The organism is Streptomyces canus, assembly GCF_001514145.1.
Classification (GTDB): domain Bacteria; phylum Actinomycetota; class Actinomycetes; order Streptomycetales; family Streptomycetaceae; genus Streptomyces; species Streptomyces canus.
On sequence record NZ_KQ948679.1, the window covers coordinates 1 to 11,451 of the forward strand.

Annotated in this window: 12 protein-coding genes and 2 pseudogenes; 5 read left to right on the forward strand and 9 right to left on the reverse strand. The window is 67.6% G+C overall.

Going from position 1 to position 11,451, the window contains the following annotated elements; genetic code table 11:
* Positions 1–331: pseudogene (locus tag AQJ46_RS45470) on the reverse strand (hypothetical protein); the annotation flags it as partial.
* 447 nt (positions 332–778) lie between these two features.
* Here AQJ46_RS45470 and AQJ46_RS45475 point away from each other — a divergent pair.
* Both AQJ46_RS45475 and AQJ46_RS45480 read left to right on the forward strand, forming a co-directional pair.
* Positions 779–1,318, forward strand: a pseudogene (locus AQJ46_RS45475) (OB-fold nucleic acid binding domain-containing protein); the annotation flags it as partial.
* Between the two features lie 5 nt (positions 1,319–1,323).
* On the forward strand, positions 1,324–1,506 hold the full coding sequence (locus tag AQJ46_RS45480) for a hypothetical protein (protein WP_159064184.1): 183 nt from the start codon (positions 1,324–1,326) through the stop codon (positions 1,504–1,506).
* On the opposite strand, the gene AQJ46_RS55785 is transcribed toward AQJ46_RS45480, so the two are convergent.
* From AQJ46_RS55785 to AQJ46_RS45495, 4 genes are all read right to left on the reverse strand, one after another.
* Positions 1,463–1,852, reverse strand: coding sequence for a hypothetical protein (locus AQJ46_RS55785; RefSeq protein WP_159064185.1), 390 nt, complete (start codon positions 1,850–1,852; stop codon positions 1,463–1,465). The two genes, AQJ46_RS45480 and AQJ46_RS55785, sit on opposite strands and share 44 nt — an antisense overlap.
* 89 nt (positions 1,853–1,941) lie before the next feature.
* Positions 1,942–2,484 carry a hypothetical protein gene (locus AQJ46_RS45485; protein WP_225887602.1) on the reverse strand — a complete coding sequence of 181 codons (543 nt, stop codon included), beginning with the start codon at positions 2,482–2,484 and terminating at the stop codon, positions 1,942–1,944.
* Positions 2,485–2,518: 34 nt separating this feature from the next.
* On the reverse strand, positions 2,519–3,352 hold the full coding sequence (gene trpA / locus AQJ46_RS45490; RefSeq protein ID WP_059211239.1) for a tryptophan synthase subunit alpha: 834 nt from the start codon (positions 3,350–3,352) through the stop codon (positions 2,519–2,521).
* A gap of 205 nt (positions 3,353–3,557) precedes the next feature.
* Positions 3,558–4,103 (reverse strand): hypothetical protein, encoded by a 546-nt coding sequence (locus AQJ46_RS45495; RefSeq protein ID WP_059211240.1) that lies wholly within the window; start codon positions 4,101–4,103, stop codon positions 3,558–3,560.
* A 617-nt stretch (positions 4,104–4,720) separates the two neighbouring features.
* On the opposite strand from AQJ46_RS45495, the gene AQJ46_RS45500 reads away from it, so the two are divergent.
* Positions 4,721–5,425: a TetR/AcrR family transcriptional regulator gene (locus AQJ46_RS45500; RefSeq protein ID WP_059211241.1), complete on the forward strand. Its 705-nt coding sequence runs from the start codon at positions 4,721–4,723 to the stop codon at positions 5,423–5,425.
* A 64-nt stretch (positions 5,426–5,489) separates the two neighbouring features.
* On the opposite strand, the gene AQJ46_RS45505 is transcribed toward AQJ46_RS45500, so the two are convergent.
* Positions 5,490–6,827, reverse strand: a complete 1,338-nt coding sequence (locus AQJ46_RS45505; protein ID WP_059211242.1) for a cytochrome P450 — start codon at positions 6,825–6,827, stop codon at positions 5,490–5,492.
* Positions 6,828–7,119: 292 nt separating this feature from the next.
* Between AQJ46_RS45505 and AQJ46_RS45510 the strand changes: the two genes are divergently transcribed.
* Positions 7,120–7,896, forward strand: coding sequence for an MmyB family transcriptional regulator (locus AQJ46_RS45510; protein ID WP_059211243.1), 777 nt, complete (start codon positions 7,120–7,122; stop codon positions 7,894–7,896).
* Between the two features lie 38 nt (positions 7,897–7,934).
* The gene (locus AQJ46_RS45515) at positions 7,935–8,579 is read left to right on the forward strand and encodes a hypothetical protein (protein WP_059211244.1); all 645 of its coding nucleotides are present in this window, start codon (positions 7,935–7,937) and stop codon (positions 8,577–8,579) included.
* Positions 8,580–8,616: 37 nt separating this feature from the next.
* Here AQJ46_RS45515 and AQJ46_RS45520 read toward each other — a convergent pair whose 3' ends face one another.
* The 3 genes from AQJ46_RS45520 to AQJ46_RS45530 form a co-directional block, all read right to left on the reverse strand.
* Positions 8,617–10,425, reverse strand: coding sequence for an acyl-CoA dehydrogenase family protein (locus tag AQJ46_RS45520; protein WP_059211245.1), 1,809 nt, complete (start codon positions 10,423–10,425; stop codon positions 8,617–8,619).
* Positions 10,426–10,718: 293 nt separating this feature from the next.
* The gene (locus AQJ46_RS45525; RefSeq protein ID WP_059211246.1) at positions 10,719–11,087 is read right to left on the reverse strand and encodes a hypothetical protein; all 369 of its coding nucleotides are present in this window, start codon (positions 11,085–11,087) and stop codon (positions 10,719–10,721) included.
* Positions 11,084–11,329: a hypothetical protein gene (locus AQJ46_RS45530; protein ID WP_059211247.1), complete on the reverse strand. Its 246-nt coding sequence runs from the start codon at positions 11,327–11,329 to the stop codon at positions 11,084–11,086. The genes AQJ46_RS45525 and AQJ46_RS45530 overlap by 4 nt, the downstream gene beginning before the upstream one ends.
* Positions 11,330–11,451: the final 122 nt, after the last annotated feature.

Sequence of the window (11,451 nt, forward strand, 5' to 3'; positions counted from 1 at the left end):
GGGTGAGAACATGTGCTCCGCTTATCATTGGCAAGAGATCATGTGAAAGGGAAGTACCGTCGAACGTTATCGTGAAGCCGTGCACCGTGAGGGTATTGGAGCCGCGGCCTTCGAGGAACGCGTCGCATGTATCCGGGTAATTGAGAAGGCCGTCTGAGCTGACCGTGAAATGGAAGGTTGCCGCGAGGCCCGACGCCACTTGGAAGCTGTAGTCGCCCGGCGCCACATGAAGAGTGGGCGCGTCGGCGCCTTCGATAAACCCAGAATTATGCTCGGGGATCACGAAGCGGGTGTGAGACAAGCTGCTGGTGTCGATGCGTATGTCGATCATTCGTCACCCTCCTTACCCAATCTGAAAGTTGCTCAGGGTAATAAGATGTTCAAGGGGGTGAATGACTGTTGCATGATGTCTTGTCAGCCTGCCATCCGATCAAGAAGATCACAACTCGGTTTGCGCACGGGCAACGCTCTACCGGTTGAAGCGTCGGTTGGTACGGCCTGCTTAAGGGGTCAGAATGATCACAGATGGCCAGGACACGCATTCACCTCCGCAGTGACCGTAGCCGAGGATTCCGCCTGGGTAACCAGACTTTCACCGCTCGGCCAAGTCGCACTACAGCAAGGAGACAGGGTCCAGTCCTGGGCAAACATGCCAGCGGACCCGCACGCAATCTCACCCAGTACGCGAGCCCACCGCCCCCTTCAGGCTGAGCTCGGCTCCTCCCAAAGTAGCCACCGACCCTTCCGGAACTCTGAACACATAGACTTGACAGGGAAGGAGCACCACCACCGGCTGCTGCGCGAGGTCGGCGCGACCGACGCCGCTCACCTGCGCGGCCTGGTGCCCGGTCAGAAGGTCCTGGTCGCCGGAGTGCGGGCCTCCACGCAGACGCCCCCAATCCAATCTGGGAAACGGGTCATCTTCTGCACCCTGGAGGACGGCTCGGGCCTGGTGGATATCGCCTTCTTCGAGGACTCCCACGAAGCCTGCGCGCACACCGTGTTCCACTCCGGGCTGCTGCTGGTCCGCGGCACGGTTGAGGCCCGCGGCCCGCGCCGCACCGTGGTCGGCGAGATGGCCTGGGACCTGGACGAGGTGGCCGCCGCCCGCCGCGACCACGGGCCCCAGGCCGCCCTCGACCTCCTCGGCCGCACCACCCCCTCCCCCACCCCCGCAGGCTCGGCCACCCCGCAACGCACCCTCGCCGACGGCACCGCCGGGGCCCGCCTGCACCCCTACGCGGATCTCCAGCCCGCCGGCACCCGCTCAGCAGACCTGCGCCGGCTCGGCCACCGGAGCCAGGGAAGCGCGGGGTGATCCCTATGGGCCGTCACATCCTCCACCTGCGTTTCGACCTCCCGGCCGAACCGGACGCCGAACTTGCCGAGCGGGTGCGACGCTTGCTCGAGGGCATCACGCCCCGCGTGCAGATGATCGAGCCGGATATGGCCGTCCTCGACCTCACCGATGCGCTGCCGTACTGGAAGCTTCTCTTGGGGCTCTGAGGCCCGTGGCCCAGAAGTCGTACCTGCGCGTCTCGCTGAGGTTCTTGCTGCTGCTCACGCACCAGCCCTTGCCGAGGTTGGCCGTCACGCGCCACACGAGGGTGTCGGTGTTGGCGTAATAGACGGACACCTTGGGCGCGAAGCCGTCGGCCCTGGTGTCGCAGACGGTGAGTTTGTCACCATTCGCTACAAACTGCGCCGTACCGCGCTTTACGCCGTCCACGTCGACCATCGCCTTGGGGCCGAAGGAGCCCGCCTGGGCAACGCCGCTCGTCAGCATGAGGCAGGAGGCAACCGCCGCGCCAAGCCCCAGGGTTCGGGCGGCTACGGTCTTCCGGATCTTCATCTTGGTTCCGATCTGCGAGTCGTTCTGCTGAAGGCACAGGGGGGAGGAACGGGTTGGACGCGGCGGAGCGCGCGCGAAAGGCTGACGCATTAGCTGACGGAGGTCAGCGCGGTGGCGAGGAGCCAGATCGCTGCGGCCAGGGGGATGAGAGCGACGTACGCCTGGGGGCGCCGGAGGACCGGGGCGCCGGGGTCGGCCTGCGGACGGCCGGGCAGCGGGACGGACGGCGGCAGGCGCCGCAGTCGCCGGGCGGCGGCGGCGTTGGACACCAGCGCCGCGGGGGCGTAGATCAGCAGGGAAAGTGGGTTCCACCAGCCCAGGCACAGGGTCCGGACAGTGAGTTTGCGGACGAGGGTGATGCCGCACGGCCGGCAGAAGGGGCCATCGATGGCCTGCCAGCGCATCAGCACCAGCAGGCCCTGGTGGGAGCGCACGGTGACTGAGGCGACCTCAGCCGCGGCGCACGTGCGGCAGCGAGTTGCCAGATCGAGTGCGGGGTTGTCGACGCTGTGCCAGGCCACGGGAGGTGTGGCATCCGCACGTTGCGCGGCATTGCGCGTGTACCAGTCGGGAAACGTGTATTCCGGGACGAAGCCGTCGTCGGCGTTGGTGTGGGGATGGGGGAGGCTCACGAATGGATCTCCGGATCGCATCGGGTCAGCGGGCTCAGGCCGCGGCCCGGTGTGCCCGGCGGACGGCCTGGGCGAAGTCGCGGCACACGGCTGCAGCGGCAGGGGCGGGAGTGCCGGAGTGGGCCTGCATACGGCGGATGACGGCGGAGCCGACCACCACTGCGTCCGAGAACCCCGCGGCCAGGGCTGCCTGTTTGGGTGAGCTGATGCCGATTCCGGTGGCGACCGGCAGGCCAGTGGCCTCGCGGAGGTGGCGTACGAGGCGCGGCAGGTGAGGACTGAGCGGGCGGCGGGTACCGGTCAGCCCCGGCGTGGCGGGGGCGTAGACCATGCCGGTCGTCGTCTCGCGGAGCTCGGCGAGACGCGCAGCAGATGCGTGGCGTGGAGCCAAAGAGACGGTGTACAGGCCGGCCTCGGTGGCGACCTCGTGCCAGAGCGCCGCCGAAGCCGGGGGGAGGTCAGGTACGAGCACCCCCGCGCCGCCGGCGGCGGCCAACTCCCTCGCGAAGACTTGCGGGCCGTGGCAACGGATCGGCTCCCAATACGACATGACCAGCAGGGCCGTACTAGTGCGGGCCGTGAGCTCTACGGCGGTTGCGAACAGGTCCCGCATCTGGAAGCCGTCCGAGAGTGCTTGCGCAGCGGCTTGCTGGATCACCGGTCCGTCCATGCGGGGACGAGGGTGCGGAACTCCCAGCTCCAGCACGTCAGCATGGTCGGCCGCCACGAGCAGGGCGTCGCGACTTGCCGCACGGCTCGGGTAGCCGACGGGCAGGTAGATCGCGAGTGCAGCGCGATGCTCTTCGCGGGTGATCGCAAGGGCGTAGTCGAGACGGGCGGCAGACCAGGACAGGGGTGAGGTGCGCATGACGGCCTCTCGGGTGTGCCAGATCAGGCGGGACAGCTGTGGCGAGGGCGAAGGGGAAGCAGCTGACCGGGTCGGATGGAGCCCGGCGTGGGGCAAGGAGCCCCAGCCGACCCGGGGGGGGGAGGTCGGGCGCCCGTTGCGGGTACATGGCGGTTCGGCCGAGAACCGAGTCAGTTCCCTGGGAGGCCCACCGGTCGCTGGCGGTTCAGGCCTTCGGCGAGGCCGCGTAGCCCCACGACTTGTAGCCGCCGCAGCACTGATGCCAGTCCAGGAGGAGCGTGCCGTCGGCGTACGCCTTCGTGGAGTTGACCTTGGCCTTGATCGTGCCGGTCGTGTACGAGCCGGAGTTGGCGCTGGTCTCCAGCTTCTCCTCGATGTTGAAGTCCTTCTTCGCCACTGTCGGGTCGGTGCCGGCGACCGACTTCTTCAGCACCAGGCGGTACTTGGCGCCGTCGAAGATGTTCGGGTGGGTGTTATTGAATGTCGGCCCATCCCACTTGATGGTGGCCTTGCCGTAGACGTAGGACCCGCTGCGCGCCGCGCAGTTCTGGACGGTGATCTTCCAGTTGTCAGGCCACGGACCTGAGTAGTTGGCCGTGTCGATGGTGTGGGAGCTCTTGGAGCAGTGCCAGCTCAGGGCAGATGCCGGGGCGGCGGACAGCATCGTCGCGGTGCCGGCTACGGCCGCGACGGCGAGGAGTCCGGATCCCGCGCGGCGGGTGAAGCGGTGGTGCGTCCATGGACGGCGCACGGCAACCTCCTGTTGAGGGTGCTGGGGCCCCAGCCCAGGACGTTGCGCCCAGTCCTGCTGTGAGCAGAACAGGTGCGGCTATCCTGATGCGAGGCGTGCGACAACACGCCTCTGTGTCACCCCAGCAGGTTCGTGGTTCGAGCTCTGGGTGCGGGCGGCTCTCGCGAGCCGCCACTGGTGGCCGTGTTCTGCGACAACAGGACACGGCCACATTCAGTTGTTTGCTGAGCGTGACTCGCAACGAGTCGAAGGCGGGGCGTGCCTCTCCTGCGACAACAGGAGAGGCATGTCCCTGCCAGCCATCCAGATGGGCGGCGCACGGGCCTGGGGGCCCGAGGTGTCCTGGCTCACGCGCCCTGGAATGCGTGAGTCTCGGAGACGTTCGCCGCCTCCCCGACCCTCAAAACAAGGTCAGTCACCTGGTTTGGTTACAGAGACTCAATCATGTGCGGTGCGAAAGAATCAACGGCGGCGTAGTGCGCGCAGTGATGATGCGACTAACCTCATCGCTTACTGTCCGCACACAGAGACCTCTCACGCGCTGTGAGTGGTTTTGTCTCGGTCGGGCCCTGCAGTCCGGCAGTGGGCGGTGACCGGTTTGGAACTCAGGAGGCACGGTGGCACGGCAGCCAGTTCAAGCCCGAGCGCGGGCGAAGTACGACGCGATCTTTAAAGCTGCCGCAGAGCTGTTCGCCGAGCAGGGGTTCGCCGCGACGTCGGTCGACCAGATCCTGGATCGGGCGGGCGCCTCCAGGGGGTCCTTGTACAACCTCTGGAAAGACAAGGACGAGCTCGCGTACAGCGTGGTCACCGAGTCGCTGATCATTGACTCGATCACTCCGGCCTCGCCCCTCTTGCAGAGTGTCGTCGACGCGTCGATTCTCCTGGCGGTGCTGACGCCTCGTGTGACGGTGATCAGGGCGGCGAACCGGCTGGCGACGGAACAGGGGAAGGCCTTCTTCGGGTACCTCTGGCGGGCGTACACCCCGGTGATCACGGAGCTGATGACGCATGCCAGGGATCTGGGCGAGCTCCAGCCGGGAGTGGAACCCGGTGACTGGGCCGGCCTGTGGATCGACGCGTGGGTCGGTCTGGACCTGCGCTTCAGGGAGAACTACGACGAGCTGGCGGCTGCGGTGGCCGTGCTGAACCAGCAGATGGTGCGATCCGTGGCGACGCCGGAGACGCTGGCGCAGTTGCAGCTCTCCGTCGGACGTGGCCACGAGCTGATCCCCACCTCCCAGCATGCTGAGGCCTATTTCGCCTCCCTGCAGGAGGACTTGAAGGCGAAGCGCGAGGCCGCACCGGAGTCCACAAGCTGATCCGCGGGGCGCGCGTTTTCGGGGGCAGCGGGCTGCACCCCCCGAAAACGCGCCTTGCTGTGCGTCAGCCCAGCCGGACGGGGATCCTCGTGAATCCGTTGGCGATGAAGGAGGGCGGCTGAGGCAGCTGCGCGGTGTCGGCCGCCAGGCGGGCCTTGGGGAAGCGGTTCAGCCAGCGGGAGACGGCAATGGTTACTTCGCGCCGGGCCAGCGGGGCGCCCGGGCATACGTGCGGTCCGTGGCCGAACGCGAGGTGCTTGCGGCGGGTCGGCCGGCGGACGTCGTAGGCGCCGGGTGTGGTGTGGACGTTCGGATCTATGCCGACGGCCGCGGTGTGGATCAGGATCGGTTCGCCTTTCCGGAACATCTGGCCGCTTTCGGCATCTTCGAAATCGCGGACGGCGAAACGCAGGGGGACGCTGGCTGCCGGGGGCTGCAGTCGCAGGCTTTCGTCCAGAGCGTCGTCCAGGGAGACCTCCCCGCTGACCACGAGAGCGCGCTGAGCCGGCCGCGTCAGCAGGTGCACGATCAGCGTGCCGATGGCGTGCACCGTGGTTTCCGTGGCCGCGATGACGACCAGCATCAACTGCGCCAGGAGTTCTTCGTCGGACAGCGGGTCGTCGGCCTGTCCGGCCGCGCGGATCAAGTCACTGACGAGGTCGTCACCGAGCTGGGCGCGCCTGGCGGCCACTATCTCCCCCAGCAGCGCCAGCACCGTGTCCATGGAGCGCTGCATGTCCCCGGGGCCTGCCGAGGTGTCGAACAGTCCCGTCGCTGCACGGCCGAACTGGCCCATGAGTGAGGACGGCACGCCCATCAGCCGCGTGATGACCTGTTGCGGGATCCGCAGGGCGAAGCTGGGCACCAGGTCCACGATGCCGGAGTCGGCCGCGAGGACTTCCAGGTCGTCGAGGGCCTCCTCGACGATGGCTTCGATCACTGGTGTCATCTCGCGCACCCGGCGAGGCGTGAGGCCGGCCTGGATCGGGGTGCGCAGCCGAGTGTGCTCCTCCCCTTCAGCGTTGAGGGCGTTGCGGGGTCCGGCCCACTGACGGAGCACGCCGTCCACGGCAAGGCTGCCGTCGCGGAAGCCGGGCCAGTGGTCCGCGTTGCGACTGACGTCGCTTCCCGCGGCGAGGCGCTGGGCGAGGTCGTAGGCGACAACCACCCGGGCCTGCACACCGCCCGGCAGCACGGCCACAGGGGCGGGGCCGTACACCTGCAGGGTGCTGCCCTCGGCGGCGTTGCTCCGTCCAGGGACGGACCCCTTCAGGTGGAACGGGCACCCACTGGGGGCGGCTGAGGACGGCCCCAGTCGGTGCGTGGCAGGGGGGTGGATCCTGAGCGCTGCGGGGGTGCCGGAGGTGGTGTCGGCACCTTCCGGATTCTCGATGACGGTCACGCGGTGAGCTCCTGACTTTGCTACGCAGAGTGACATACGTACAACCCTTCCTGTCCCGTGCAAATCAAACAGAAGGGGTGTCTGCGCTTAAAGGGATCATCTTTGCAATTGCACCCAAAGAGGAAATGGACGTGAGGTGATGCATGTGGCGCCGTTCCAAATTGGGTGACTCACATGATTTGATTTGCGTTCATCGTCAAGGCCGGTGAGCCGATTAGCAACGGCCCGTACTCCGGGCGCAGTGTGACTGCGAAGAACGTTGCAAGAACGCTCGACAGCACGGGAGAAGCGAGTGAGGAGCCGAAAGCCCGAGCACGACTACGAGCACGTGTGGCAGTGGCTGCTGCGGTACTACCGCGGCAAGATGACGCGGCCGGATGCCGGGCTGCCCCCGCTGGTGAGCAGGCGGGGCGGACCGCGTTCCCCTGGTCTGCGCCAGGTCGACGTGGATGTTCTCCTCGGCGGCGGAGCCGGCGTCTACGCGAAGGTCGAGAACAACGACTTCCGGCCCCAGCCCGAGCTTTTCCTGCGCATCACCGAGCTCCTCAAGTTCAGCCCCTACCACCTGCGCATCGCCTACCTGGATCTGTACGGGGCCGAACCGGTACTGCCGGTAGAACAGCCGTCGCCGCACTGGCGGCAGGTGCTCGCCGGGCAGAGCGAGATGGCATGCGCACTCATGCCCGACGGGCACGTGGTGGCCGCGAACGACCCCTTCACGCAGCTGTTCGCGACGGGCCGGCCGCCGACGAGCTTCTGGCGCTGGACCTTGTGGTCCGAGGAGGCCCGCGAAGTCCTCGTCGACCGGGAGAAGTGGGTCGCATGCCTGGTGACCGAGCTGCGGCTGGCCCGGCACCGCTACCCCGATGACCGTGCGGTGCAGAGGATCTGCGCGGACATGGAACGCGATCCGCGTCTTCAGCAGCTCACCGAGTCGCGCGTCGGCCTGGACAACCAGGAACTCCCGTTGCACCACCGGACGCGAGGACCGGGCACGGCGCGGTTCATGGCGTCTCACACCCCTGCCGGCCTCAGCGTCTGGACCCTTTTGTTCGAGGCCACCACCTAGCACGCCGGAGCACGCCGCCGATGGGAGGAGACCGACCGATGCACGTGCTGTTACCGGACGACATGGAATTTCTGGTCCGGTTCACCGAGATCGACAACCCTCTGCTGACCAGCCTGCGCGACTGCACCTTGATGGAGCTCTACCTGGATCAGGCCGAACTCATCCGCGACGCCTTCAACACCTGGCGCACGATCCACCAGAGACTGCCCGCCGTGCTCAAGTGGGAGGAACTCCCCGACGACGGGGCACCACCGCAGTCGGGCGGGTACGTGCTGCACAGCCCCAGGGGAAAGCAGCTGACCAGCCTGTACGCCGTGGAGGTGAGTCCCGCACATCTGCAGACCCTCCGGGACTGCTACACCATGCTGGCCGGAGCGGAGCAGGCGGGCTACGGCCCGCTGGCGAACGCCCTCCACGCCGTACAGCGGACCTCGGACAATCAACGCAAGCGTCTTCTCGACGGCTACCGCAGGGTGGTCGAGGTCCTCGAACTCAAGGCCCCCTACAACCTGGTCGAGTCCCTGAAGCGCGCCACGCCCACCGGGCCGCAGGCACCGGCCGTCGGCATCACCCTCAACGGCGAGGAGCACGACTCCTATCAGAAGCTGTGCAAGGGCATGGTGGCCGTGCTGAGCGCCGGGGACAGCTTTGCCAACTTCCAGCACGGCCGGATGTATGCCTGACCTGCGGCCCGCGACACACAGTCGACACCGGGCGAGGTCATGCCGGGACGAGGGAAGCGGGCCGGTCGATGCGCAGCATGGGATGGTCCTCCAAGAGCTCGCCGGGCACGGCGAAGGCCTCCGTGAGCATCAGGGCGTGGGGAGCCAGGGCCCCGACGGCGGCCTCCACCGCATCCGGCAGCGCACGGACCTGCTCCGTGGTCAGCCGCTCGTGCGCGAGCAGTTCGCCGCTGTGCGCGGCCACGTAGCGCAGGGCGAACAGCCGGTGCAGGTCGTGCAGAAGCAGGCTTGCCTGCGGGTCGGCGGCCTGCTTGGCCGCGGTGAGGAGTTCCTGCGCGGCCAGCCGGTTTACGTGCGCCTCGACCAGGGCCGTCGCAGAACGGGAGGTGCCGTTCCAGCGGTCCATGGGTGAGCCGACCCGTCGGGCACGCAGCCGCCCGCGGGCCCGTTCGTGACGGATGCGCTCCAGGTCCGCCAGCAGGGCGTTCAGATGCGCCGGCTCCTGCAGCGCCCACTCGGCGGGATCGGTCGCACCGGGCGGTTGCGGGGTGAAGCCGCCCATCAGCATCTCCCCCGCGGCCTTGACCCAGATGACGAGGTTGTCCCCCTCCGCGGTGATGGTGCCTTCGTTGGCAGCCAGCTGGCCGGCTATCCCGTTCGCCAGCGCCAGCCCCTGTCCCCCGCACCGCTCCCGGCACTCCGTCATGACCTGCCGCGCCTGCCATGTGATCCATCCCTTGGCCATGGCCACCAGGCGCTCGGCATCGGAGCGCTCCGGCTGCTCGGCCTGAGTCCAGCGCGCAACTGCGGCCCGGTGCAGCAACGTGGCCGCGTACGTGGTGGCCACGGCTGCGATCAGTGGCCCGTGGTGGCTGCGGTGGGCCATCAAAGGGACTCTCTGTTTCTTGGTCATCCCGGAGGTGATCCGCTGGTGGCCGTGGCGCACGGCAACAGTCAGGGCGTGCCGGGTCACCCCCAGGCTGGAGGCGCTCATGCACAACTTGCCGACCGTGACGCGGCCGATGGACCGCAGGAACCGTTTGCGAGGGCTGCCCAGGGTGCTGGTGAACGTGCCGTCGGCGCTGAGCCGGCCGTGATCGCCCTGCAGTAACGCCTCGTACGGCAGGCGGACCCCATGGAACGAGGTGGCGCAGTGATCAACCGGGCTGCTGGCCGTTTCGGGAAGCAACTCCACCTCGACGCCCGGCAGATGACGACCCTGCGCGTCGGTCAACGGGGTCAGGAACAGGAAGACCCCCTCGTTCTTCCCGTCGATCATCAGGCGTGCGGCCACCACAGCGTCCTTCGGGCCGCCCGCCGCAGACGTGTTGGGCATCCACTTGCGCGCCCCCCGCGTCGGGGTGCTGAGCACGAAACCGCCCGTGGTCCGGTCGAACGTCGCGGTTGTCTCCATCTGAGCAGCGTCGTTGCCGTGCGCCTGCTCGGTGCACAAGAACGTGCCGATCCGCTCCATGCGGAAGTACGGGCCCAGGTCACGGTCGCCTTGATCGTGATCCAGCAGGCTCCCGAGGAAGAGGTTGAAGTGAATGCTGGCGATGGTGCCCGTGCCCGCGTCCACAGTGCCCACCCATTCGTGCAGGGCAGTCAGCGCATTGGTGTCGCAGGCCAGGGCACCCGGGTCGGCGACCGCCTCGTTCACGATACGAAGCCGCTGGTAGGACAGCTCTACGCGTGCCTGGTGCGTCAGCCCTTCCTGAAATGAGAAGAGGGACGAGCCGAACAGGTTCTTCCAGGGCCCGTGGAGCTGATCGGCGCGGGGGCCGAAGAGGGCATGTCTGAGTGAGGCCAGGGAGTCGGGAGCTTCAGACAGAGGAGAAGCGGTCACAGGGGCAACCTAGTCTTCAGAACCCGCCCGCCACATCATGATCATAACCACGATTCGAGCGGCGCTTTTCGTGGTAGATACCCGTTCAACGGTCTGCTCAATACCGTGAGTTGAGATGCCCGCATAGCAGCGTACTGGCTCGACTGCGGGGACGGCGCACCTCATGTGTTCCCGAGCAGGGCCGCAGCTGTCAAGCCGCGCGGCATGCGCTGGGCCGACGCCGGCCGCGGAGAGCGGTTGGAACACAGCGGCCTCCCCGGCGCGATCTGATCCTCGCGGCGACACTGGCGCGGCTATAGCAACGGGCCGCCCTCGTCTGCAGGGGACGTCTTGCGGCCATTCCGCGGCTGGACGGGGATGTGGTGTTCCTTGCGCAGCTGGGTCTGGATGATGGGGCCGACCCGGAGCTTGGCGTAGATCTCGCGCTGTGTGGCTCCAGCCCGCAACATGGTCACGGCCTGCTCTTCGAGGTCGTCGAGCTCTTCACGGGAGCGTCGGGTACGGCCGACCGGCACGGCAATGCCCCGCTGGACGCGGACACGGGCGACGGCCCTATAGCTGGTCTGCAGACGTCGCTTGATCTCTTCGACGGTCATTCCGTCTTGGAGTAACTCGGCGATCTGCTCGTCACGCTGCTCGCGCTCTTCGGGAAGGTTATTCACCGCGGCCTCCTGGCCTGCCGTGCGCTGTGACGGCCGCCGGCCTGCGGCGTGGACACGGCGGGCGTGGGCTCAGAAGGTTGCGACTGCGCTGCCGCGTCGAGCTTGCTGGCCATGATGTTGAAGGTCGTGGACCAGGTCCGGGTGAGGGTGCGGGAGATCTGCAACGCCGTGAGGCAGCCCACGAGGGCGGGAGTGAGGATCGTCGCCGCGGGGACGAGCGCGACGAACCAGACGTTGGACATGCGGCTCCTGGTTATCAGGGCGTGGTCCCTCAAGAGGGCTGGTGAAGCCCGCCGCCGAGCGGGGAGTTGAGGCCCGACAGAGGGGCGGGGCCCGTGCGCGGCCCCTGCACGGTCAGGGGCCG

Bases quoted from the DNA above. Each gene is read 5' to 3' on its own strand.
- AQJ46_RS45515 (WP_059211244.1), top strand. From the start codon at position 7,935: ATGCACGTGCTGTTACCGGACGACATGGAATTTCTGGTCCGGTTCACC.
- AQJ46_RS45530 (WP_059211247.1), bottom strand. From the start codon at position 11,329: ATGTCCAACGTCTGGTTCGTCGCGCTCGTCCCCGCGGCGACGATCCTC.
- AQJ46_RS45480 (WP_159064184.1), top strand. From the start codon at position 1,324: ATGGGCCGTCACATCCTCCACCTGCGTTTCGACCTCCCGGCCGAACCG.
- trpA (WP_059211239.1), bottom strand. From the start codon at position 3,352: ATGCGCACCTCACCCCTGTCCTGGTCTGCCGCCCGTCTCGACTACGCC.
- AQJ46_RS55785 (WP_159064185.1), bottom strand. From the start codon at position 1,852: ATGAAGATCCGGAAGACCGTAGCCGCCCGAACCCTGGGGCTTGGCGCG.